Source organism: Pseudomonas serbiensis, from assembly GCF_030580745.1.
In the GTDB taxonomy this organism is placed as follows: Bacteria; Pseudomonadota; Gammaproteobacteria; order Pseudomonadales; family Pseudomonadaceae; genus Aquipseudomonas; species Aquipseudomonas serbiensis.
The window spans coordinates 186,723-209,533 of the sequence record NZ_JAUQOO010000006.1 but is presented as its reverse complement, the minus strand read 5'-3'; the positions used below and the strand labels follow the sequence as shown (position 1 = coordinate 209,533).

Below are 22,811 nucleotides of genomic sequence, written 5' to 3'. Positions count from 1 at the left end.
TCCAGTGAGCAATGCATACAGCAGGATTGATAGCTGGCTACTTTTCTGTAACGGCAGGAGATCGAAAAGGTTTATTGATTGCCTGGGCAAAGAAAGCGGTTTCTCGATCTTTTCATTTATCCAAGAAAAAGCCGCCTGACCCGCAGGGCCAGACGGCTTTGAGAAACGAGCAGGCTTATCAGTAAGCCAGACCGAAATCCTCTTCCTTCATATCCATCAGGTTGCCAGCACCGGAAAGGATAGCGGCGACATGAGTACGGGTACGCGGCAGGATGCGCTGGAAGTAGAAACGCGCAGTCTGCAATTTGGCGGTGTAGAACGCTTGCTCGGATGTACCGGCTGCCAGCTTCTCGGCCGCCAGACGCGCCATGTCCGCCCAGAAGTAAGCCAGGCAGGCATAGCCGGAATACATCAGGTAATCCACCGAAGCAGCACCGACTTCTTCACGGTCCTTCATGGCCGCCATACCCACTTTCATGGTCAGCTCGCCCCATTCCTTGTTCAGCGCAGCCAATGGCGTCACGAACTCCTGAACACTTTCGCTGCCTTCGTTGGCCTGGCAGAACTTGTGGACGATCTTGGTGAAGCCCTTGAGCGCTTCGCCCTGTGTCATCAAGACCTTGCGGCCCAGCAGGTCCAGCGCCTGGATACCGGTGGTGCCTTCGTACAGCATCGAGATACGGCTGTCGCGAACGTTCTGCTCCATGCCCCACTCGGCGATGAAACCGTGACCGCCATAGATCTGCACGCCATGGTTAGCGGCCTCGAAGCCCACTTCTGTCATGAAAGCCTTGGCAATCGGCGTCATGAACGCCAGCAGTGCGTCGGCGGCTTTCTTCTGGTCTTCGTCTTCGCTGTATTTGACGATATCGACCTGCTTGGCCGTGAAGTACACCATGGCCCGCGTGCCTTCGGCGAAAGCCTTCATGGTCAGCAGCATGCGGCGTACGTCAGGGTGAACGATGATCGGGTCAGCGGCCTTGTCCGGTGCTTTCGGGCCGGTCAGCGAGCGCATCTGCAGACGATCGCGAGCGTATTTCAAGCCACCCTGGAACGCGACTTCGGCGTGGGCCAGACCTTGCAGTGCAGTCCCCAGGCGAGCGGTGTTCATGAAGGTGAACATGCAGTTCAGGCCTTTGTTCGGCGGCCCGATCAGGAAACCCTTGGCAGAATCGAAGTTCATCACGCAGGTAGCGTTGCCGTGGATACCCATCTTGTGTTCGATCGAACCACAGGTCACCGCGTTGCGCTCACCGATGCTGCCGTCGGCGGCAGGCAGGAACTTGGGCACGATGAACAGCGAAATACCTTTGGTGCCTGCCGGAGCATCCGGCAGACGCGCCAGCACGATATGAACGATGTTATCGGCCATGTCGTGTTCGCCAGCGGAAATGAAAATCTTGGTGCCGGTGACGTTATAGGAACCATCGGCCTGAGGCTCGGCCTTGGTGCGCAGCATGCCAAGGTCAGTACCACAATGAGGTTCGGTCAGACACATGGTTCCGGTCCATTCGCCGGACACCAGCTTGGTCATGTAGGCCTCTTGCTGCTCAGGCGTACCGTGTTCGGAAATGGTGTTCATCGCGCCATGAGACAAGCCTGGGTACATGCCCCATGACCAGTTGGCCTCGCCAACCATTTCGCTGACGGCCAGACCAAGCGACTCGGGCAGACCCTGACCGCCGTGCTCGACGTCATGGGCCAGGCTTGGCCAGCCACCTTCGACGAATTGCTTGTATGCCTGTTTGAAGCCGGTCGGGGTTTTCACGCCCGATTCACTCCAGGTGCAGCCTTCGGTATCGCCGACCCGATTCAGGGGAGCCAGTACCTGCTCGCAGAACTTGGCACCTTCCTCAAGAATGGCATCGACCATGTCTGGCGTTGCGTCCTGGCATGCCGGCAGACTTTGGTAGTGCGCTTCATAACCGAGCAGCTCATCACGAACGAAACGAATATCACGCAAGGGGGCCTTGTATTCAGGCATAGCGATAAACCTCTGCTGATGAATCCTGGAACGAATGACCGGGCGGTCGCCGGGAGCATACTCCCAGGCACCAGACAATCTCGTATGCCTTACGGTCAAACAGGTGTTTGAAACATACGTTTACGCCTAAACCTTGTCAATAGCACTTCACACACCGTTTATCATCGATGCGCTACAGACCGCGCACGCGAAGGCATGCAGCGTTGATGAAACGATGCCGTGAGTCTAGTTGAGGGAAGGAAGGTTGCGGGGGTGATACAGGCAAGTGATAGCGTGAAATTCAGAGAATGACGCCGTGCGCAGAAGGCACGGCGTAGACGGGGATCAAGCGTAAGTATCGATCAGCGTACCCAGCGCTTCGTCGCTGGCTTTCTGCGCAGCCAGACCCGCCTGGATCTGCTCTTTTCCGGCAGCCAGTTCAACGATGTTGGCAGGCAGATCGGAACGCTGGCTACGGTCGACCGAGCGCAGGTTCTCTAGCTGGAAATCCGAAGACTGGCTTCTTCCGGAGACTTCGATGCCGGTGCTGGCGATCTGGGTGGCTGCCTGATCGACACGCTCCTGCCCAACCTGAATCGCGCTCAGGCCTGGATAGAGTGTATTGTTCATGGTGATTTGCATAAGCCGGTCCTCAGTTCAAATAGCGAACAGGTGCTATTGAACCAGTAAATGCAGCGGAATACTCGACAAAAAGACTAATGGCACATGGCCGGACAATAGGTTCTGCCTTGAACCGGACAAAAGCGCCTTGTGTATCAGCAACATAGTGAATGTGTTTCAAAATCCGTCGAGCAGTTCCAGATGCAGGTGTTCCGCCACAGCATCGGCACTCGCTTTCTTCAGACGCGGCAAACGCCCGATACAAGGCGCAGGCAGACGCTCGGAGAGGGTCGCAAGGTTTTCTTCCAGCCGAGAGGTCTTGGGTTCGATGATGTTGGCGACCCAGCCAGCCAGTTGCAGCCCGTCCCGAGCGATGGCTTCAGCCGTCAGCAATGCATGATTGATACAGCCCAGACGCACGCCCACCACCAGAATGACCGGCAATCCCAAACCCATGGCCAGATCGGACAGATTGCTCTGATCCGCCAGAGGAACACGCCAGCCGCCCGCCCCCTCGATCAGAGTGAAATCGGCGTTTCTGTCCAGCAGGCGGCGCATGGGTTGCAGCAACGAATTGACCGTCAGTGACACACCGGCTTCGCGGGCGGCCAGGTGCGGCGCGATGGCCGGCTCGAAGGCAAAGGGGTTGACGTCGTCATAGCCAACATCCAGCGAGCACTCGGCCAGCAAGGCCAGGGCATCGGAATTACGCAGCCCTTGCGATGTGATGACACTGCCGGAGGCGACAGGCTTGCCCGCTGCCGTGCTCAGCCCGGCCAGTCGAGCCGCATGCAGCAGGCCCGCTGCGACAGTGGTCTTGCCTGCGTCCGTATCGGTTCCCGTGATGAAATACGCAACACTCATCTTGGCGGCCTTCCCTTGTCTCGCAAGCCCATCAGTTTTTTTCAAGCACCGCATAGACCACTTGATAGGTGGCGGGTAGCCCAGCGTTCTGGCGAAACGTCTCGTAGGCCTCAACCAGGCCACGAATCCGCTCCCTTCCCGTCAAGCCACCTGGGCGTCCGGGATTGAGATTATGCGCACCCAATGCTTTCAGTTCATGGGTCAGGCTGCGCACATCCGGGTAATACAGCACATGCGGCCGGACCTCAAGGCTACGCACGCGCAAACCACTGGCAGCACACAACTGGCGATAGTCATCCAGCTCGCGAAAACGATTGACGTGTACCAGACCATCGACTGTCTGCCAACTGTCCCGCAGTTCCTGCAAAGTCCCGACACACAAACTGGAAAACGCAAATACACCACCGGGCTGCAAAACCCGGCTGGCCTCACTGAGCACTGCGGCAAAGTCCGCACACCACTGCACCGCGAGGCTGGAGAAAACCAGCTCGCAACTTTGCGCCTGTAGCGGCATACGCTCGGCATCGCCCGCCACAAAGTAACGGGCACCGCCCAATGGCCGGGCATGACGCAACATGCCCTGAGCGATATCCAGTGCAACGCCTTCGCTGTCCTTGAAAGCCTGCCCCAGCAGCCGGCTGAAATAGCCGGTGCCGCACCCCAGATCCAGCCAGCGCGACGGGCTCAACTCTTCGGGCAAACGTGTAAACAGCTCATGGCCGACAGCCCGCTGCAAATCCGCCACGCTGTCGTAGCTGCCAGCGGCGCGGGAAAATGACTCGGCGACCTGACGCTTGTCAGGCAAGCCTCCGGGTAATTTGACGTGGGAAAGATCAGTCATCGCCCGACTCATGCAAAAAGGCCTGGATCGCCGCTGCCACTCCATGAGGGTTTTCCAGGATGAACGCATGGCTGGCCTGTTCAATCAGACCAACTTCAATATCCGGCAGCAGTGCCAGGAGATCACCTGCGGCCTCGGCGGGCACGAAAGCATCGTGCCCCGCGAACAGATGCAATTGCGGGCCGCGATAGGTCTGCAAGGCACTGCGGGTATCGAGCTGCCCCAGTACTTTCAGGCCATCGACCAGCGTGTTCGTCGACGTCTGGGGCGCCCCGGCCTTGAGCAGACGCGACAGACCGCGAGGGTCTTCAGCGCCCTGGGTACACAGCAGGCTGAAGCGCTTCAAAGTGGCATCGGAATCCGCCGAGCAACCGGCCAGAAAAGCCGAGAACTCGCCTTCCGCCATTGCATTGGGCCACGCGCCACGGGTCACGAAACTGGCATTGCTCGCCAGAGTCAGCAACCCGCAGCAATCGTCGCCGCGTCGCGCTGCCAGTTCCGCAGCCAGCATGCCGCCCAGCGACCAGCCGCCCAGCCAGGCACCGGCCGGGATGTTGGCGTCCAGCTCATCGAGCCAATCCTGAACGTCGCTGCTGTCGAGTACCGGTAACGGCTCGATCTCGACCCGCAAATGCTCATCCAGCCCGCGCAATGCAGCGGCCAGCGGCTCAAGTGGCGAGACACCAAGGCCCCAGCCGGGTAGCAGGATCAAGCGATCACGCATGCTCGGACTCCATCGATTCACTTGCACCCAGCAGCGGGTAACACTGCTCCAGTGCATTCAACAATAGCTGCACTTGGTCGGCACTGTGCGCCGCAGACAACGTCACCCGCAAACGGGCGCTGCCAGCGGGCACGGTCGGTGGACGAATCGCCGTCACCAGCAAGCCTCGCTCACGCAACATCTGCGACAAGCGCAAGGCACGGCCGGCATCGCCGATCATGATCGGCTGGATTGGCGTGAAGCTGTCCATCAGTTGCAGACCGATCTGCTCGGCGCCACTGCGAAACTGCTGAATCAAACGTGCCAGATGTTCGCGACGCCAATGCTCGGTGCGCAGCAGCTCCAGGCTCTTGAGCGTGGCGCAGGCCAGTGCGGGCGGCTGGCTGGTCGTATAAATGTAGGGCCGGGCGAACTGGATCAGGGTTTCGATCAACTCCTCGCTGCCCGTCACAAAAGCACCCGACGTACCGAATGACTTGCCCAGCGTGCCGACCAGCACCGGCACATCTTCCATGCTCAGCCCAAAGTGCTCGACGATACCGGCACCGTTAGCCCCCAGCGGGCCGAAGCCATGGGCATCGTCCACCATCAGCCAGGCACCCTTGGCTTTTGCAGCTTGCGCCAGCGCGGGCAGGTCGGCGATATCGCCATCCATGCTGAACACGCCATCGGTGACCACCAGCGTATCGCCGACGGCTTTTTCCAGCCGGGCATTCAGGCTGGCCACGTCGTTGTGCAGGTAACGGGAAAAGCGCGCGCCGCTGAGCAGACCGGCATCCAGCAGCGAAGCATGATTGAGCCGGTCTTCCAGCACCGTATCGCCCTGCCCCACCAGCGCCGTCACGGCACCGAGGTTGGCCATATAGCCATTGGAGAACAACAACGCTCGCGGGCGGCCGGTGAGTTCGGCCAAGGCTTCTTCAAGCTCGTGATGCGGACCGCTGTGACCGATCACCAGATGTGAAGCGCCACCACCCACGCCCCAACGCTCTGCGCCCGCCTGCCAGGCGGCGATCACTTCAGGATGGTTGGCCAGGCCCATGTAATCGTTGTTGCAGAACGCCACAAGCGGCTGGCCATCGACCGTCACCTGCGGGCCTTGCGGGCTTTGCAGCAGTGGACGCTGGCGATAGAGATGTTCGGCACGCCGCGCTTCAAGGCGCGTGCGGAGATCGAAAGACATGCAGGCCCCGGTCTTCAGAAAAGATGATTCAAACCGGGCCGCTCGCAAGCGGCCCGGTCACGAGGATCAGGCAGACGCCGCGTCGTAGAACATGGCGCTGCTCTTCTGCTCGACCAGCGCCTGTTCGATGGCGGCCTGGTGAACTTCATCGGCGTGCTCTTCGCGGGCTTCGGGCTTGATCCCCAGACGCGAGAACAACAGCATGTCCTTGTCGGCCTGCGGGTTGGCGGTAGTCAGCAATTTCTCGCCGTAGAAAATCGAATTGGCACCGGCGAAGAACGCCAGAGCCTGCATCTGCTCGTTCATCGCCTCGCGACCGGCCGACAGGCGGACATGGGACTGCGGCATCAGAATACGAGCCACGGCCAGCATGCGGATGAAGTCGAATGGATCGACTTCCTCAGCGTTCTCCAGCGGCGTGCCTGCGACTTTCACCAGCATGTTGATCGGCACCGACTCCGGGTGCTCAGGCAGGTTCGCCAACTGAATCAACAGCCCGGCGCGGTCGTCCAGCGACTCGCCCATGCCCAGAATGCCACCGGAGCAGATCTTCATTCCCGCATCGCGCACATACGCCAGGGTCTGCAAACGCTCGCTGTATGTGCGGGTGGTAATGATGTTGCCGTAGAACTCCGGCGAGGTGTCCAGGTTGTGGTTGTAGTAATCCAGACCCGCCTGGGCAAGCGCTTCAGTCTGGTCCTGATCCAGACGACCCAGGGTCATGCAGGTTTCCAGGCCCATGGCTTTGACACCTTTGACCATTTCCAGCACGTAGGGCATGTCTTTGGCCGATGGATGTTTCCAGGCCGCACCCATGCAGAAACGGGTCGAACCGATGGCCTTCGCGCGAGCGGCTTCTTCCAGAACCTTCTGCACTTCCAGCAGCTTTTCTTTCTCAAGACCGGTGTTGTAGTGACCGGATTGCGGACAGTACTTGCAGTCTTCAGGGCAGGCGCCGGTCTTGATCGACAGCAGGGTCGAAACCTGGACGCGGTTGGCGTCGAAGTGAGCGCGGTGCACAGTCTGCGCCTGAAACAGCAGGTCATTGAATGGCTGTACGAACAACGCCTTGACCTCGGCTAAAGTCCAGTCGTGACGCAGAGTGGCGGTGGTGCTGGCGCTCATTGGGCGGCTCCTTGGTTTTTTCAGGCAATGCGCCAAGGCGAAGAAAGCCCACAAGCGCTACACGGATGTTCGGCATATTTAAGGAAGAGCCATGCGCTGTCAACCCGATTACACACACAAGGTTTACATCTGGTTAAAAAACAAACAAATCTGTTTATTATGCGATGAACTCAGCGATGCACCTTTTCCTGTCTGCGTGGCCTGTGAAACCGATTTGCCCTGGCTTGGCGACCAATGCCTGAATTGCGCCCTGCCGCTGCCGGTCTGCGGTCTGACTTGCGGACAATGCCTCAAAAAGCCACCGGCGTTCACGGAGGTCATCGCTCCCTGGCTGTACGATTTTCCGGTCGACAGCCTGATCACTCGCTTTAAACACCAGAGCCGGTGGCCCATGGGGCAATTGCTGGCCGAACTGGCCGGGCAATTCCTGCAACACCGCTTCGACGAGGGCCTTGCCCGCCCCGATTGTCTGCTGCCCGTTCCCTTGGCCAACAAACGTCTGCGCCAGCGCGGCTACAACCAGGCGGGCATGCTGGCCGACTGGCTCGGCAAAACTCTGAGCCTGCCAGTGGATGAACGCCAGTTGCTTCGCATCCGCGAGACAACGGCCCAGCAAGGGCTGGACGCAAAAACCCGCAAACGTAACCTGAACGGCGCCTTCAAGGTGGTCGATGCGGCCTGGATACAAGGCAAGCATCTGGCCTTGGTAGACGATGTGCTGACCACAGGTTCTACAGCCGATGTGATTGCCCGTGCCCTGCTCAGGAACGGAGCGCTGCGGGTGGATGTTTACTGCCTGGCCAGAACACCCAAGCCCGAGGGTTGATCGTTTCGCTCGCCGACTTGCCTTACACTTCGCTCTTCCCATCAGCCACACAATCCGTCGCCATGCCCTTACCGACTCTGCTGACGCAACATATGATCCGTCGCCCACAGCGCATCGAGTTGCTGCAACACATCGCTGAGCAAGGCTCCATCACCCGGGCGGCCAAAAGTGCGGGGTTGAGTTACAAGGCAACCTGGGACGCCATCGATGAACTGAACAATCTGGCGCAAAAGCCCTTGGTCGAGCGCAGTGTCGGCGGACGAGGTGGCGGTGGCGCAAAACTGTCCGCCGAAGGTGAGCGCGTGCTGCGTCTCTATCAACGACTGCAGGCATTACAGGCCCAGGTGCTGGAAGCCACCGAAGAAAGCGCGGACCTGGACCTGCTCAGTCGCCTGACCCTGCGCACCAGCGCCCGCAACCAGTTGCTGGGCCGTATCGTGAGCATCATGCGACATGGGCACAACGACCATATTCGCCTGAAAATGGCGGACGAGGTGTTCATTGAGGCGCAGATCACCCATGACAGCACCCTGCGTCTGGATCTGGGCCTCGATACCGATGTCGTCGCTCTCATCAAGGCAGGCTGGCTTGAGTTGTTTCCCCACGACCACGAAGAAACAAATGGAAACAATTGCCTGCTCGGGCTGATCGATACCATTCTCGAAGCCGAAGACGGCCCTTGCGAAGTACGCATCAGCCTGCCTGGAGGCCAGACGCTGTGCGCCTTGACGCCTTCTGAACAGCTTCAGGCCCTGCAACTGGAAACGGGCAGTCGGGTGCAGGTTCAGTTCGCGCCGTCTCTGGTCTTGCTGGGCACATCTTTGTAAGCGCCTGTGTCGTCATCCCCTCGACACAATTTCGTCATATGCGGCAATTATCGTGGCTGCCACCTCTGTGGGAGCCGTGATGATGAAACTATTAGAAGAAAATCAATCAACCGACCTCGAAAAGATGGTCGGCCTCACTCGTCGTGGATTCATTGGCGCAGGCGCACTGTGCGGTGCTGCGATGTTTCTGGGCGGCAACCTGCTGACCCGCAGCGCACTGGCCACCAGTGTCAGCTCCGCATCGGGCAAGCTGCTGGGCTTTGACAGCATTCCAGCCGCCACGGCAGATACCATCAGCCTGCCGCCAGGCTATAAATCCTCGGTTCTCATCAGTTGGGGCCAGCCCTTGCAGGCAGGCGGTCCGGCTTTCGACCCGAGCGGTAAAGGCACCGCCAAGGCGCAGGAAGTGCAGTTCGGCGACAACAACGACGGCATGAGCCTGTTCCCGATGCCCGGCCATAAAGACCGGGCGCTGATGGCGATCAACAACGAATACACCAACTACCGCTACCTCTTCGATCACGGCAAGGAGCCGCAATCGGCTGAAGAAGTGCAGAAGGCACTGGCCGCCGAGGGCGTATCGGTCATCGAAGTCCAGCAGAAGAACGGCCAGTGGCAGTTCGTGCAGGACTCAAAGTACAACCGTCGCATTCATGGCAACACGCCCATCGACCTCAGCGGCCCGGCTGCCGGTCATGAATGGCTCAAGACCGATGCCGACAAGGCGGGCAAGCATGCCTTGGGCACGTTCCAGAACTGCGCCAACGGCAAGACGCCATGGGGCACTTACCTGACCTGCGAAGAGAACTTCACCGACTGTTTCGGCAGCAGCAATCCAGAGCAGAAGTTCGATGCGGGCCTCAAGCGTTACGGCGTCGTGGCCGCCAGCAAGGACATCAACTGGCATCAACACGATCCACGCTTCGACGTCGCCAAGAACCCCAACGAGGTCAATCGTCACGGCTGGGTGGTCGAGATCGATCCATTCGACCCGAAATCCACACCTCTCAAACGTACCGCGCTGGGCCGCTTCAAGCATGAAAACGCCGCACTGACCGAAACCAAGGGCGGTCGCGTCGTGGTGTACATGGGCGACGACGAGCGTGGCGAGTTCATCTACAAGTTCATCAGCCGCGACAAGATCGACCACCAGGACCCCAAGGCCAACCGCAACCTGCTGGATCACGGCACGCTGTATGTGGCGCAGTTCGACGGCGGCGACAACAACCCGGATCGTCCGAAAGGCAAAGGCCAGTGGATCGAACTGACACACGGCAAGAACGGCCTGGATGCCGCTGCCGGCTTCAACAGCCAGGCCGAAGTGCTGATTCATGCACGTCTGGCCGCCAGCGTGGTGAAAGCCACACGCATGGACCGCCCGGAATGGATCGTGGTCAGCCCCAAGGATGGCCAGGTCTATTGCACCCTGACCAACAACGCCAAGCGCGGCGATGACGGCCAGCCTGTTGGCGGACCTAACCCGAGAGCCAAGAACCAGTACGGACAGATCCTGCGTTGGAGGGAAGCCGAAGATAATGCATCGGCCATGGAGTTCGAGTGGGATCTGTTCGTGGTCGCGGGCAACCCGGTCGTACATGCCGGCAAGCCACAAGGCGGGTCGAGCAACGTCAATGCCCAGAACATGTTCAACAGCCCGGACGGCCTGAGCTTCGACGAAGCGGGTCGCCTGTGGATACAGACCGACGGCGATTCCAGCAACAAGGGTGACTTCGCGGGCATGGGCAATAACCAGATGCTCTGCGCCGACCCGCACAGCGGTGAAATCCGCCGCTTCCTGGTCGGGCCGATCGGTTGCGAAGTGACCGGCATCAGCTTCGCGCCGGACTACAAGACGATGTTCGTGGGGATTCAGCACCCTGGCGAAAACGGCGGATCCACCTTCCCCGAGCACCTGCCCGACGGCAAACCACGGTCCTCGGTGATGGTGATTACCCGCGAAGATGGCGGCATCATCGGCGCCTGATCCAATCGCCTCCACACGGGTATTTATCCCGTAGGAGCGAATTCATTCGCGAATGAATTCGCTCCTACGCCTGTCGGGATATCAGTCAATCAACCCGTTGGCATCATAAAAAGGGTACGGCCCTTCGTAATCGCCAAACACTGCGTTGTGAGTCACCAGCCCGTCTTGTGGATGCCAGCGATGCAACAGGTAGCCCGCGGGTTCCAGATTGAAATGCGCCGGTGCCGCCTCTTCAAGGTCGAGCACGATCTGATGTGAAGTACCGGGGCAAACACACGCCATGCTGCCGCCAAACCGACGCTGCATCGGTCGGTGCAGATGCCCGCACAGCAAACGCTCGACTTGAGGGTGCAAGGCAATCAACTGCTCCAGGGCCGCCGCATTGCCAAAAGGCTGAAGGTCCATATGGCCGATGCCGCTGATAAACGGCGGATGGTGCAGGATCAACACTGTCGGAACATCGGGTCGTCGGGATAACTGGGTGTGCAGCCAATCGAGCTGGCAGTAATCCAGCCGCCCGCCATGCTCACCTGGAATGGTCGAATCCATGCCGATCAAACGCACGGGATACTGCTCGACCACCCAGTCCAGCGGCGCGCTTGCCGATAGCGGCAAATACATGTGATCGGCAAAAGCGGCCAGCAGATGCTCACGGTCATCATGATTGCCGGGCACCAGATAGAACGGCATATGCAAACGCTCCAGCTCCGGCTTGAGCACGGCATATTCGTCAGCGCGACCGAAATCCACCAGGTCCCCGCTGACAACCACGATATCGGGGCGCGGTGTACTGGCGTTGATGTGTTCAACCGCACGACGCAAAGCACCCAGAGTATCCACGACACCATAGGTCAGACGCCCACCGGCTTTGAGGTGCAGGTCGCTGATTTGAGCGATGAGAAAGGGACGATTCAAAATGATCTCTCGGTTAGAACGGCGTCACGAAGACAGGGTAAACAGCGCTTGAGGCTCGACGCTCAAGGCAATAGAGGCACCGGCGGCATGGATGACATTGTCTGAACTGTCCACCAACAGCGGCTGCGCACCACCAACATCCACCAGCAAGCGGCTTTGCGCGCCCTGGAAAAACTGCCCTACCAATCGACCTTGCAGATGCCCACTGGCGGACGTCACGCGCAGGTGCTCCGGGCGGCAATAGACGATGGTCGGTGCCTGAGCAGCATTCCAGGGCAACTCGCCGCCACTGACTTTCAAACCAAGTGGCGTACGCTCAAGCACGCTGAAAGCGTTGAGGTTGCCGACGAAACCGGCCACGAAGGCATTGGCAGGTTGTTGATAGATTTCCCGCGGGCTGGCCAGTTGTGCGACGCGGCCTTTTTCCATGACCAGAATGCGATCACCCAGCGCCATGGCTTCGCCCTGATCGTGGGTGACAAACACGGATGTGATCCCCAGGCCACGCAGCAGTTGATCAAGTTCACTGCGCAAACGCTCACGCAACTGGGCATCCAGCGCAGCAAGCGGCTCATCCAGCAACAGCACGCGAGGACGAGGCGCCAGGGCGCGAGCCAATGCCACGCGCTGACGCTGCCCGCCGGACAGTTCGTGAATGCTGCGCTTGCCATGATCGTGCAGGCCCACCAGCTCCAGCAGTTCGGTGCAGCGCTTGTTGCGCTCGGCGGGCGACATGCCGCGAATCTTCAGGCCATAAACGATATTGCCCGCCACATCGAGATTGGGAAACAGCGCATAGTTCTGGAACACCATCCCCACATCGCGCCGCTCGATAGGCAAGCGCGTGACATCCTGATCGTCGAACAGCACTTGCCCGACATCCGGGCGCTCAAGCCCGGCAATCAAGCGCAAGGTGGTGGTCTTGCCGCACCCGGAAGGCCCGAGAATGGCCAGGGTTTCGCCCGGTTCTATGGTCAGGTGCAAATCATGTACAGCGACCGTGCCGTCAGGAAACGCCTTGCGGCAACCCTGCAGGCGTATGGTGGTTCCGCTCATCGGCTCTCTCCACGGGCAAGACGGGCACTGATGGCCTGCAATGCAATAAGCAGCGGCACGATCAGCAACAGAAATAGAAGGGTGTAGGCGCTGGCAACTTCCAGGCGCGCCGAGGCATAGCTGTCGGCCAGCCCGACAGGCAGGGTTTTGGTCATGGGGGTGTGGAGCATCCAGGTCAGGTTGAACTCGCCCAGCGACAAGGTCACGACCATCAACACGCCCGCAAGAATCCCGGCCCGGCAGTTGGGCACTACCACGCTGAAAAAACGCTTGAGCGGCCCTGCCCCCAGGCTGGCAGCGGCCTCTTCGAGAACCGGCAGTTGCTGACGCTGCATCACGGCCATGACCGGACGAACCAGAAACGGCAAGGTGAACAGCACATGGCCCACCAGAATGAACAACCAACTGCCGCGAAAATCACCGAACTGCCCATAAGTCAGCAGCAACGCCAAGGCGCTGGCCAGGCCCGGCATGGCAACGGGCAAGACCATCAGCTCCTCGAAAGCGCGACTGAAACGGTTATTCATCCGCACCAGCGCATACGCCGCAGGCACACCGATCAGACACACACAAAAGGCACAGGCCAACGCCAGTTGCAGCGACAGCCAGACCGTCGGCGAATAGGCCTGCCAGACTTGCAACAGCCAATCGAAGGTCAGGCCACTGGACAGGCCCTGAAAGTAATTGCGCGTCAGGCCGGCCAGCAGTGACAACACCACCGGGACCAACATGAACGCGCAGACCAACAGGGTAAAAAGCAGTTGTGCAGCAAACAGTGCAGGACGTTTCACAGAGCGGCTCCTGAAGTCTTGGCCAGACGACGAGCCACCAGCAGGACCGCCCAGGTCACCGCACCGAGAATCACGGACAATGCCGCAGCCACGATGAAGTTGGCGTAGTTGGTGAACACGTTATAGATCGCGACCGGCGTGACGTTCAGTCGGGTCCCGAGTGTGAACGCCGTACCGAAAGCGCCCATGGAAGTCGCGAAACAGATTGCGCCACAAGACACCAGAGCCGGGGCCAGGCCGGGCACGATCACGTCACAGACCACCCGCCAGTGACCGGCACCCAATGAATGCGCGGCCTCCTCCTGGCTGCGGTCCAGACTTTCGCAGGCCGCCATCACCGTGAGGATCACCCGCGGGATCGAGAAATACAGATAGCCAATGAACAAGCCTGTCAGCGAATAGGCGAAAACCCAGCGCTCACCCGCCAGCTCAAGCCCGAGCGCGGCAAAGATGCCCTGACGCCCGGCCAGCAGGATCACCAGAAAGCCCACGACCACGCCGGGAAACGCCAGCGGAAAAGTCAGCAAGGCCACCAGTGCCGAGCGGCCGAAAAAGCGCTGCCGCGCAAGAAACACACCGCTGATACCGCCCACCAGCAAAGCGGCGAGCGTAACCACGACGGCCAGCAGACAGGTCTGTGCAAGACTGCCCAGATATTGAGCACTGCTCAGCACCTGCCAATAACCACTGTCGCTGCCTTCAGGGCTCTGCCCGCCCAGGACAATCAAGTGCGCAAGCGGCAGCAACCAGAAAGCCAGCAACACCGCCATTGCCGGGGCAAGCGCCACGGCAGCGGTCGGGCGCAGGCACAGCCTGGGGAATCTGCCCGGCCGCACAGTGCCCGCATGCTCCAGCGAGGCTGACATTACTTCACCTCACGCAGATAGCGGGCGGCGAAGGCTTCCTGCACTGTGGCCATTTGCTGGTAATCCACAACGCCAGCACGGGCGTAATCGCTGTCCGGCAGGAACTGAGCCGCCACCTCGGCCGGGACTTTCGAGCGAACAGGGCGCAGATACGCCTTGGCCCAGAGCGCCTGACCTTCATCGGACAGCACAAAATCCAGCACCTTCTCGGCGTTGGCGCGATGCGGCGCCTTGTTGATCATGCTCATGACATACGGCACGCCGATGGTGCCTTCCTGAGGGATCACGAAAGCGACGTTGGCCTTGTCCTTGTAACGAGCGCGATAAGCGTTGAAGTCGTAGTCGATCAGGATCGGCAACTCACCGGACAACACCCGTGCATAAGCAGTCTGCTTGGGCACGATGGGTGAGTTTTTCGCCAGCTTCTGGAAGTAATCGATGGCCGGAGCGAAGTTATCCAGCGTGCCGCCCATGGCCTGGTTGATGGCAACTGCCGACACATAACCGACGAACGCACTGGACGGATCGAGGTAGCCAACCATGCCCTTGTACTCGGGCTTGAGCAGATCCGCCCAGCTCTGAGGCACCGGCAGACCGCCCAGAGCATCGACGTTGACCATGATGCCGAGGGTGCCGGAATGAATCGCAAACCAGTGGCCAGCCGGGTCTTTCAGGCCCGCCGGAATATCATCCCAGTGCCTGGGCTTGTAGGTATCGACGACACCGGCTTTCTGCGCCTGCAAGCCGAAGGTCACGCCGTAATACACCACGTCGGCCACGGGAGCCGCCTGTTCGGCAACGATCTGCGCCAGCGCCTGACCGGAGTTCTTGTTGTCCAGCGGGACCTGTACGCCGGTCTTGTCGGCAATGGCCTTGAGCTGCGTCCCCCAATCAGCCCACTCAGGCGGGCAGTTGTAACAGATGGCGGTTTCAGCGGCCTGAGCCAGACTGGCCACACCACAGAGCAGCAAAGCCGACAGGGTTTTACTGAGACTGAACATGAAGCATCTCCTCATGGGGCTGGGTACTTTCACCGTGCCGGATATGGCACGGCAGGCAATGAGAAACCGGTGCAGCGCCGCAGATCTGGGCCAGCAACTGATCGATAACGATCTGTGCCAGCGCCGCAATCGGCTGAACAACGCTGCACAGCGTCGGATGCATCTGGGTGCCGAGGGCGATGCCGTCGAAACCGATGACTGAAAAGCGCTCAGGCACGCCGAGACCGTTACGGCGCAACTCGGCAATCAGGCTGATCGCCAGCAAATCGTTGGAGCAGACCAGTGCCGTAGGCGCTTGCGGGCCATGCAGCAAAGGCATCAGAGCGGCAAAGTCGGCGCGGGTGTGGGCGGGCATTTCAATGACCGGCAACACATCAAGGCCGCGTTCGGTCATGGCATCGCAATAGCCGGCATAACGCAGCCGCGCACGGTCGGACTGCATGGCAGGGCCTGCAACCATGCCGACACGCCGATGCCCGGCATCCAGCAAATAGCGGGTCGCCAGCGCCATGCCCGCTCGGTTATCCACAGACACAGCGCTGTAGTCGGGGTTATCGGTCTGGTGATAGGCCAGTACGAAAGGCGTGTCTTCACTGGCAAGGCTTTGCAACACGAGATTGCGCTCGGCATCGGTCACGGTCAGCACCAACCCGTCCACCCGCTGGCGCAGCAGCTCTTCCACCACTTCGCTTTCGCGCTCGCTGGCGTAATCGGTGGTCGCCAGCAGCAGGTTGTAACCTCGGGAGCGGGCCACACGCTCCATCGCCTGAAACTGCTCGGCAAACACTGGATTGAGCAGGTTAGGCACCACCACTCCAATCAGGTTGGTGGTTTGCAGACGCAACTGGCGACCAAGGCGGTTGGGGCGAAAACCCAACTCACGGGCAGCCGCAAATACCTGGTCACGAGTGGCCGGACGCACGACATCGGGGGTAGCGAAGGCTCGCGCAGCCGTGGCTCGCGATACACCAGCCAGGCGTGCAACTTCTTTCAGGTCAGTCATTGTCACTCGCTTGAGATCGATCTCATTGGCGGCGACACTAATCGACGAACATGGCTATCCGACGAACAAACCATGACCGTTTCGTGACGTTGGCGAAAACCTGAAATTAGATTCAAGTGGTTTGGCTGATGGGCACCACTCTGCGTTAACATCACTGGCCCAACGCGGCGACCTGCTGCGCGCAGGAGTCAGCATGACCCACCCATTCGCAACACTCACTCCCGACCTCGTGCTTGATGCAGTAGAAAGCATCGGCTTTCTCAGCGACGCCCGAGTCCTGGCCCTCAACAGCTATGAAAACCGGGTCTATCAAGTCGGCATCGAAGACGAGCAGCCCCTGATCGCCAAGTTCTATCGTCCACAGCGCTGGAGCAACGAGGCGATTCTCGAAGAGCACAGCTTCACCTTCGAGCTGGCGGAGGTCGAAGTGCCAGTAGTCGCGCCTCTGGTGCATGACGGGAAAACCCTTTTCGAGCATGGCGACTTTCGCTTCACGCTGTTCCCGCGTCGTGGCGGACGAGCCCCCGAGCCGGGCAACCTCGATCAGCTCTATCGTCTGGGCCAGTTGCTGGGGCGCATCCATGCCGTGGGCGCGACCCGGCCGTTCGAGCATCGCGAAGCCCTGGCCGTGAAAAACTTCGGCCATGATTCCCTCGACTACCTGCTGACCAACGACTGCATTCCGCGCAGTCTGCTCCCGGCTTACGAGTCCGTCGCCCGCGACCTGCTCAAGCGGGTCGAGGATGTCTACGCCGCAACGCCACACAGCAATATCCGCATCCATGGCGACTGTCATCCCGGCAACATGATGTGCCGCGATGAGATGTTCCACATTGTCGATCTGGACGACTGCCGTATGGGACCCGCCGTACAGGACATCTGGATGATGCTGGCAGGCGATCGTCAGGAATGTCTGGGACAATTGTCGGAACTGATGGACGGCTACAACGAGTTTCACGACTTCGATCCCGCCGAACTGGCACTCATAGAGCCGTTGCGCGCCCTGCGCCTGATGCATTACAGCGCATGGCTGGCAAAGCGCTGGGACGACCCGGCCTTCCCGCGCAGCTTTCCGTGGTTCGGCACCGAGCGTTATTGGGGCGACCACATCCTTGCCTTGCGCGAGCAGTTGTCAGCTCTGAACGAAGAGCCCCTGAAACTGTTCTGACCCCCGCCTTGTGCGTCGCAAGCCCACAACCTGCGACGCATGCGCTGCCACGATAAAAACCAGAAACCTGCTGTTGAGAACAAGGACACCACATGCAAGCTGCCAACCCACGCCGTGGATACATTCTTGGCCTGAGTGCTTACATCATCTGGGGCCTGTTCCCGATGTACTTCAAACTCCTGGCCGCTGTTCCCGCCCTTGAGATCATCATTCACCGGGCGATCTGGTCAGCGTTGTTCGGCTCCCTGCTGCTTCTGGTCTGGAAACATCCCGGCTGGTGGCGCGAGCTGCGCGAGAATCCCGGACGACTGGCAGTACTGGCGCTCAGCGGCAGCCTGATCGCCTGCAACTGGATGGTGTATGTCTGGGCCGTGAACAACGGACGTATGGTCGAGGCCAGCCTGGGGTATTACATCAACCCGCTGGTCAACGTACTGCTTGGGATGTTGCTGCTGGGTGAACGCCTGCGGCGGCTGCAATGGCTGGCGGTGCTGCTGGCAGCGGCCGGTGTTGCCCAGCAGGTCTGGCATGTAGGCAATCTGCCGTGGGTGTCGCTGTTATTACCGCTGACATTCGGCTTCTACGGCCTGATCCGCAAGAAAGCCCCGGTAGCGGCCCTGCCCGGCCTGGTCGTGGAAACCTGGATGCTGGTCCCGCTGGCCCTCGCCTGGCTGCTGCTCACCCCAATGGCACAAACCGCACAGCCTGAGTTCTGGACCACCAGCCAGGCGATATGGCTGGCAGCGGCCGGTCCAGTGACGCTGATCCCGCTGGTATGCTTCAACGCCGCCGCCCGCCACTTGCCCTACACCACCCTGGGCTTCCTGCAATACATCGCGCCGACACTGGTGCTGGCACTTGCGGTCCTGCTGTACGGCGAACACCTGAACACCAGCACCATCATCACTTTCGTCTGCATCTGGATAGGCCTGGCGATCTACAGCATCGATGCCTGGCTGAATCTGCGCCGTCGCGCCTGATCAAAAAACATACAATCCTTTGCAAGCCACGTTCTACGTGGCCTGCAAAGGGTTCTCCAACGGTTATCCACAGGCAGGTTCACCTTATTTGTGTACAAGCCATTGAAACTGTTGAATTTTTGATCAATTCCCGCAAAGCCTTGCCCGTCATGGCGCACAAGGCAATCTCCCCAGGTTATCCACAGGCGGATGCACGATTAACTTGGATAACCTGCGAACAGTGCGATAGCAGCCACTCAAATATCCGTCTTCAACACCAATTCCACCATCAGATCATCCGCGAGGGTTTCGAGCCGGGCCTGCAGATCGTCCAGTGAAAGCGTGAGAGGCACGCCCAGTACCGCGTCGGCGTGGAACAGCAGTTCGCTGCTCATGGGTGCCGGGGTGATGTCGGTGATCAGGCTTTCGACGTTGACGCCCTGCCCGGTCAGCAAGCGGGTGATATCACGAACGATGCCGGGGCGGTCATTGCCGACAAGCTGCATGCTGATGGTTTTCCAGGAGCCGAGGGTTTCGGCTGTGCTTTCGGCAAGTTGCACATGAATGCCATGAACCGTCAGCACCCGCAGGGCCTGGATCAGTTCATCCTGGCTTTCAGGCGAGACGCCAACCCGCAGGATACCGGCGAATTGCCCGGCCATGCGCGACATGCGGCTCTCCAGCCAGTTGCCGCCATGATCGGCGATGCATTGGGCGATACGCTCGACCTGCCCGGGCTTGTCGGGTGCAACCACAGTGACTACGAGATGATTCACAGGTGACTACCTCTGCTTTCAAAAAGACTCCGCCAGACCTCGGCGGGTGTCGCGAAAGTATAGGCAAGGTTCACACAAGCACGGCAAAGCGAAGAACGTGTACCGTTTTGATAATTATCTGGAACAATCGTCGTCATTTTTGAGAACATCCGGGTCGGCAGCGTGACTGGTCGTGAAACTTCAGTCGTTTGATGACATATTCATTCCCCATCGCTGCTCCTCATGTAGTATTCCGCGGCGCGCACTACATAACACCGAAACCAATAACAGAGCGCTCCTTGAGTGAGCTCGACCTGCTGAGCAGAGTGAGGCAAGTGCAATGACTGAGTACGTTCAAGTCGGTGACCTGCAGGTCGCCAAAGTCCTGTTCGACTTCGTGCAGAACGAAGCCACCCCGGGAACCGGCGTCGATGCCGCAGCGTTCTGGGCCGGGGCGGACAAACTGATCCATGAGCTTGCGCCCAAGAACAGAGCCCTGCTCGCCAAACGTGATGACTTGCAGGCAAGAATCGATGCCTGGCACCAGTCCAACGCCGCACAGGCCCACGACGCCTCGGCTTACAAAGCTTTCCTTCAGGAAATCGGTTATCTGCTGCCAGAAGCGGCAGATTTCCGGATCACGACACAAAACGTCGATGAAGAAATTGCCACCATGGCCGGCCCGCAACTGGTCGTGCCGGTGATGAATGCCCGCTTCGCCCTCAATGCCTCCAATGCACGCTGGGGCTCGCTGTACGACGCGCTCTATGGCACCGATGCCATCAGCGAAGAAGGCGGGGCCGAAAAGGGCAAGGGCTACAACAAGGTTCGCGGTGACAAGGTGATTGCCTTCGCCCGCGCCTTCCTCGACGAGGCCGCCCCTCTGGCGGCTGGCTCACACGTGGATTCAACCGCTTATAAACTGATCGATGGCAAACTGGTCATCAGCCTCAAGGGCGGCAGCAATACCGGCCTCAAGGACGACGCGCAACTGATCGGTTTCCAGGGCGATCCTTCTGCACCGCTGGCCATTCTGCTCAAGCACAACGGCCTGCACTTCGAGATCCAGATCGATGCTTCCAGCCCGGTCGGCCTGACAGACCCGGCAGGTGTGAAAGACATCCTGATGGAAGCCGCGCTGACCACCATCATGGACTGCGAAGACTCCATCGCCGCAGTCGATGCCGACGACAAGGTCGTGGTGTATCGCAACTGGCTGGGCCTGATGAAAGGTGACCTGGCCGAAGAAGTGGCCAAGGGCGGTGAAACCTTTACCCGCACCATGAACCCCGACCGTGTCTACACCACGCCCGAAGGCAACGAAGTCACGCTGCATGGCCGCTCGTTACTGTTCATCCGCAACGTGGGTCACCTGATGACCATCGATGCGATTCTGGACAAGCAAGGCAACGAAGTGCCCGAAGGCATTCTCGACGGCCTGCTGACCAGCCTCGCTGCGATCCATAACCTCAATGGCAATACGTCGCGCAGCAATAGCCGCAGCGGCTCCGTGTACATCGTCAAACCCAAGATGCATGGCCCGGAAGAAGCCGCATTCACCAATGAGCTGTTCGGCCGCATCGAACAAGTCCTGGGCTTGCCGCGCAACACGCTGAAAGTCGGCATCATGGACGAAGAACGCCGCACCACGGTCAACCTCAAGGCCTGTATCCAGGCGGCGAGCGAGCGCGTGGTGTTCATCAACACCGGTTTCCTGGACCGCACGGGCGACGAAATCCACACCTCCATGGAAGCAGGCCCGGTCGTTCGCAAGGCGCAGATGAAGGCCGAGAAATGGATCGGTGCCTACGAGAACTCCAACGTCGATATCGGCCTGAAGTGCGGCCTGCAAGGCCGGGCACAGATCGGCAAGGGCATGTGGGCCATGCCGGACCTGATGGCGGCGATGCTGGAACAGAAAATCGCGCACCCTCTGGCTGGCGCAAACACCGCCTGGGTGCCTTCGCCTACAGCGGCAGCCCTGCACGCCTTGCACTATCACAAGGTCGACGTGTTCGCCCGTCAGGCCGAGCTGGCGCAACGAGTGCCCGCTTCGGTGGATGACATCCTCACCATTCCGCTGGCGCCACAGGTCAACTGGACACCGGAAGAGATTCAGAACGAACTGGACAACAATGCCCAGGGCATTCTTGGCTATGTCGTACGCTGGATCGATCAGGGTGTGGGTTGCTCGAAAGTGCCGGATATCAATGACATCGGCCTGATGGAAGACCGCGCAACGCTGCGCATCTCCAGCCAGCACATGGCCAACTGGCTGCGTCATGGCGTGGTCAACGAAGCCCAGGTACTGGAAAGCCTCAAGCGCATGGCGCCGGTGGTGGATCGGCAGAACGCCAACGACCCTCTATATCGCCCGCTGGCTCCGGACTTCGATAGCAATATCGCGTTCCAGGCCGCCGTCGAACTGGTGGTAGAAGGCACTAAACAGCCTAACGGTTACACCGAGCCGGTGCTGCATCGCCGTCGTCGGGAGTTCAAGGCTCAAAACCGGTAGCGGTTTTCGCGACTGAAGTCGCGAAAGCTCTAAGCCTCAAGCTACAAGCGGCAAGTTAAGAGCACAGCGCGTACACCACCCGCTTTTTCTTGCAGCTTGAAGCTTAGAGCTTGCAGCTCAATCTCTCCTACGCGCAGGGAGCGACTTCAGGCTCAGGTCATCCCCAGCTCACGCTTCACCAACCGCACAAGCTGCTTGGTATTGAGCGGCTTGAGCAGGAAGTCCACCACGCTCAAGTGCATGGCATCGATGGCATCGCGCACGTTGGCATCGCCTGAAACGATGATGATCGGCAAGGCGGCGCGTTCGGAATCGCGGACCTGGCGGATCAGGTCAAGCCCGTCGCAAGGCGCCATGCGCAGATCGGTGATCAACAGGCCTATGGACTGCTTGGTTTCAAGCAGCTCCATGGCGCTATTGCCACCACCGGCCGTCATGCAACTGATGTCATTGAGACTAAGAATCTCGGCCAGCAACTCGCGAGCATCGCTGTCGTCGTCGACGATCAGCACACGCTGCGGCAAATCACGATTGGGCTGGAGCATGACCTCTGTAAGGGCATCACGCTCTTCATCGCTCAAGATGTCGTGGTCACTCATTACCGTCTCATCATTCCCTGGACTAATTCTGACAGCAGATCAGGTTAAACCTGCGGCGCACTTCAAAGGCTTCCCAGCCGGATATTCGAGCGCGATCCCATGCGTTCGTCAAAACTGTTCTACAAGAACCCCGGCACCGGAGCACTACCCACAGCGTAAGACTTACGTCCAATGGGCACTGCGACGGAAGCGGCCGACCATGACCACCAATAACAAAAACGCGGT

The 22,811-nt window shown here is 59.7% G+C and carries 21 protein-coding genes; 6 read left to right on the top strand and 15 right to left on the bottom strand.

Annotation, left to right across the window (positions count from 1 at the left end):
* Positions 1-178: 178 nt before the first annotated feature.
* The 7 genes from Q6A51_RS10485 to bioB all read right to left on the bottom strand — a co-directional run bounded on the left by Q6A51_RS10485 (position 179) and on the right by bioB (position 7,321).
* A complete protein-coding gene (locus tag Q6A51_RS10485; protein WP_201005109.1) occupies positions 179-1,984 on the bottom strand; it encodes a phenylacyl-CoA dehydrogenase in 1,806 nt (601 codons plus the stop codon).
* 324 nt (positions 1,985-2,308) lie between these two features.
* On the bottom strand, positions 2,309-2,605 hold the full coding sequence (locus Q6A51_RS10480; protein ID WP_201018828.1) for a pyrroloquinoline quinone biosynthesis protein PqqE: 297 nt from the start codon (positions 2,603-2,605) through the stop codon (positions 2,309-2,311).
* Between the two features lie 156 nt (positions 2,606-2,761).
* The gene (gene bioD, locus Q6A51_RS10475) at positions 2,762-3,448 is read right to left on the bottom strand and encodes a dethiobiotin synthase (protein ID WP_201018829.1); all 687 of its coding nucleotides are present in this window, start codon (positions 3,446-3,448) and stop codon (positions 2,762-2,764) included.
* Positions 3,449-3,479: 31 nt separating this feature from the next.
* A complete protein-coding gene (gene bioC / locus Q6A51_RS10470) occupies positions 3,480-4,289 on the bottom strand; it encodes a malonyl-ACP O-methyltransferase BioC (protein WP_201018830.1) in 810 nt (269 codons plus the stop codon).
* Positions 4,282-5,013, bottom strand: coding sequence for an alpha/beta fold hydrolase (locus Q6A51_RS10465; RefSeq protein WP_304574752.1), 732 nt, complete (start codon positions 5,011-5,013; stop codon positions 4,282-4,284). The genes bioC and Q6A51_RS10465 overlap by 8 nt, the downstream gene beginning before the upstream one ends.
* Positions 5,006-6,196, bottom strand: coding sequence for an 8-amino-7-oxononanoate synthase (gene bioF, locus Q6A51_RS10460; protein ID WP_304574751.1), 1,191 nt, complete (start codon positions 6,194-6,196; stop codon positions 5,006-5,008). Before bioF ends, Q6A51_RS10465 begins: the two co-directional genes overlap by 8 nt.
* Before the next feature lie 66 nt (positions 6,197-6,262).
* Positions 6,263-7,321, bottom strand: a complete 1,059-nt coding sequence (gene bioB, locus Q6A51_RS10455) for a biotin synthase BioB (RefSeq protein WP_122317437.1) — start codon at positions 7,319-7,321, stop codon at positions 6,263-6,265.
* A gap of 91 nt (positions 7,322-7,412) precedes the next feature.
* Here bioB and Q6A51_RS10450 point away from each other — a divergent pair, with 91 nt between their 5' ends.
* From Q6A51_RS10450 to Q6A51_RS10440, 3 genes are all read left to right on the top strand, one after another.
* Positions 7,413-8,147: a ComF family protein gene (locus Q6A51_RS10450; protein WP_304574750.1), complete on the top strand. Its 735-nt coding sequence runs from the start codon at positions 7,413-7,415 to the stop codon at positions 8,145-8,147.
* 62 nt (positions 8,148-8,209) lie between these two features.
* Positions 8,210-8,974 carry a TOBE domain-containing protein gene (locus Q6A51_RS10445; RefSeq protein ID WP_304574749.1) on the top strand — a complete coding sequence of 255 codons (765 nt, stop codon included), beginning with the start codon at positions 8,210-8,212 and terminating at the stop codon, positions 8,972-8,974.
* 82 nt (positions 8,975-9,056) lie between these two features.
* Positions 9,057-10,958: a PhoX family protein gene (locus Q6A51_RS10440; RefSeq protein WP_304574784.1), complete on the top strand. Its 1,902-nt coding sequence runs from the start codon at positions 9,057-9,059 to the stop codon at positions 10,956-10,958.
* Positions 10,959-11,039: 81 nt separating this feature from the next.
* Here the strand turns inward: Q6A51_RS10440 and Q6A51_RS10435 are convergent, their stop codons facing one another.
* The 6 genes from Q6A51_RS10435 to Q6A51_RS10410 are packed head-to-tail and all read right to left on the bottom strand — an operon-like array spanning position 11,040 to position 16,590.
* Positions 11,040-11,873, bottom strand: coding sequence for a phosphodiesterase (locus Q6A51_RS10435; protein ID WP_304574748.1), 834 nt, complete (start codon positions 11,871-11,873; stop codon positions 11,040-11,042).
* Positions 11,874-11,897: 24 nt separating this feature from the next.
* A complete protein-coding gene (locus tag Q6A51_RS10430; RefSeq protein WP_201018836.1) occupies positions 11,898-12,929 on the bottom strand; it encodes an ABC transporter ATP-binding protein in 1,032 nt (343 codons plus the stop codon).
* On the bottom strand, positions 12,926-13,720 hold the full coding sequence (locus Q6A51_RS10425; RefSeq protein ID WP_201005122.1) for an ABC transporter permease: 795 nt from the start codon (positions 13,718-13,720) through the stop codon (positions 12,926-12,928). The genes Q6A51_RS10430 and Q6A51_RS10425 overlap by 4 nt, the downstream gene beginning before the upstream one ends.
* Positions 13,717-14,586, bottom strand: a complete 870-nt coding sequence (locus tag Q6A51_RS10420; protein ID WP_304574747.1) for an ABC transporter permease — start codon at positions 14,584-14,586, stop codon at positions 13,717-13,719. The genes Q6A51_RS10425 and Q6A51_RS10420 overlap by 4 nt, the downstream gene beginning before the upstream one ends.
* Complete coding sequence (locus tag Q6A51_RS10415) at positions 14,586-15,587, bottom strand: ABC transporter substrate-binding protein (protein WP_201018839.1); 1,002 nt, start codon at positions 15,585-15,587, stop codon at positions 14,586-14,588. Before Q6A51_RS10415 ends, Q6A51_RS10420 begins: the two co-directional genes overlap by 1 nt.
* Positions 15,571-16,590 carry a substrate-binding domain-containing protein gene (locus tag Q6A51_RS10410; protein ID WP_304574746.1) on the bottom strand — a complete coding sequence of 340 codons (1,020 nt, stop codon included), beginning with the start codon at positions 16,588-16,590 and terminating at the stop codon, positions 15,571-15,573. The genes Q6A51_RS10415 and Q6A51_RS10410 overlap by 17 nt, the downstream gene beginning before the upstream one ends.
* 193 nt (positions 16,591-16,783) lie before the next feature.
* On the opposite strand from Q6A51_RS10410, the gene Q6A51_RS10405 reads away from it, so the two are divergent.
* Together Q6A51_RS10405 and rarD are read left to right on the top strand one after the other, a co-directional pair.
* Positions 16,784-17,758, top strand: coding sequence for a serine/threonine protein kinase (locus Q6A51_RS10405; RefSeq protein ID WP_201005130.1), 975 nt, complete (start codon positions 16,784-16,786; stop codon positions 17,756-17,758).
* Between the two features lie 92 nt (positions 17,759-17,850).
* On the top strand, positions 17,851-18,738 hold the full coding sequence (rarD, locus tag Q6A51_RS10400; protein ID WP_304574745.1) for an EamA family transporter RarD: 888 nt from the start codon (positions 17,851-17,853) through the stop codon (positions 18,736-18,738).
* 236 nt (positions 18,739-18,974) lie between these two features.
* Here rarD and Q6A51_RS10395 read toward each other — a convergent pair whose 3' ends face one another.
* Positions 18,975-19,493: a glycine cleavage system transcriptional repressor gene (locus Q6A51_RS10395; RefSeq protein ID WP_201005134.1), complete on the bottom strand. Its 519-nt coding sequence runs from the start codon at positions 19,491-19,493 to the stop codon at positions 18,975-18,977.
* Between the two features lie 319 nt (positions 19,494-19,812).
* Here Q6A51_RS10395 and Q6A51_RS10390 point away from each other — a divergent pair, with 319 nt between their 5' ends.
* A complete protein-coding gene (locus tag Q6A51_RS10390; RefSeq protein WP_304574744.1) occupies positions 19,813-21,987 on the top strand; it encodes a malate synthase G in 2,175 nt (724 codons plus the stop codon).
* A 152-nt stretch (positions 21,988-22,139) separates the two neighbouring features.
* Here Q6A51_RS10390 and Q6A51_RS10385 read toward each other — a convergent pair whose 3' ends face one another.
* Positions 22,140-22,586 carry a response regulator gene (locus Q6A51_RS10385; protein WP_201005136.1) on the bottom strand — a complete coding sequence of 149 codons (447 nt, stop codon included), beginning with the start codon at positions 22,584-22,586 and terminating at the stop codon, positions 22,140-22,142.
* Positions 22,587-22,811 lie beyond the last annotated feature (225 nt).

Coding starts and splice junctions, on each gene's coding strand:
- Q6A51_RS10485 (WP_201005109.1), bottom strand. CDS start 1,984: ATGCCTGAATACAAGGCCCCCTTGCGTGATATTCGTTTCGTTCGTGAT.
- Q6A51_RS10480 (WP_201018828.1), bottom strand. CDS start 2,605: ATGCAAATCACCATGAACAATACACTCTATCCAGGCCTGAGCGCGATT.
- bioD (WP_201018829.1), bottom strand. CDS start 3,448: ATGAGTGTTGCGTATTTCATCACGGGAACCGATACGGACGCAGGCAAG.
- bioC (WP_201018830.1), bottom strand. CDS start 4,289: ATGACTGATCTTTCCCACGTCAAATTACCCGGAGGCTTGCCTGACAAG.
- Q6A51_RS10465 (WP_304574752.1), bottom strand. CDS start 5,013: ATGCGTGATCGCTTGATCCTGCTACCCGGCTGGGGCCTTGGTGTCTCG.
- bioF (WP_304574751.1), bottom strand. CDS start 6,196: ATGTCTTTCGATCTCCGCACGCGCCTTGAAGCGCGGCGTGCCGAACAT.
- bioB (WP_122317437.1), bottom strand. CDS start 7,321: ATGAGCGCCAGCACCACCGCCACTCTGCGTCACGACTGGACTTTAGCC.
- Q6A51_RS10450 (WP_304574750.1), top strand. CDS start 7,413: ATGCGCTGTCAACCCGATTACACACACAAGGTTTACATCTGGTTAAAA.
- Q6A51_RS10445 (WP_304574749.1), top strand. CDS start 8,210: ATGCCCTTACCGACTCTGCTGACGCAACATATGATCCGTCGCCCACAG.
- Q6A51_RS10440 (WP_304574784.1), top strand. CDS start 9,057: ATGAAACTATTAGAAGAAAATCAATCAACCGACCTCGAAAAGATGGTC.
- Q6A51_RS10430 (WP_201018836.1), bottom strand. CDS start 12,929: ATGAGCGGAACCACCATACGCCTGCAGGGTTGCCGCAAGGCGTTTCCT.
- Q6A51_RS10420 (WP_304574747.1), bottom strand. CDS start 14,586: ATGTCAGCCTCGCTGGAGCATGCGGGCACTGTGCGGCCGGGCAGATTC.
- Q6A51_RS10415 (WP_201018839.1), bottom strand. CDS start 15,587: ATGTTCAGTCTCAGTAAAACCCTGTCGGCTTTGCTGCTCTGTGGTGTG.
- Q6A51_RS10410 (WP_304574746.1), bottom strand. CDS start 16,590: ATGACTGACCTGAAAGAAGTTGCACGCCTGGCTGGTGTATCGCGAGCC.
- Q6A51_RS10405 (WP_201005130.1), top strand. CDS start 16,784: ATGACCCACCCATTCGCAACACTCACTCCCGACCTCGTGCTTGATGCA.
- rarD (WP_304574745.1), top strand. CDS start 17,851: ATGCAAGCTGCCAACCCACGCCGTGGATACATTCTTGGCCTGAGTGCT.
- Q6A51_RS10390 (WP_304574744.1), top strand. CDS start 19,813: ATGACTGAGTACGTTCAAGTCGGTGACCTGCAGGTCGCCAAAGTCCTG.
- Q6A51_RS10385 (WP_201005136.1), bottom strand. CDS start 22,586: ATGAGTGACCACGACATCTTGAGCGATGAAGAGCGTGATGCCCTTACA.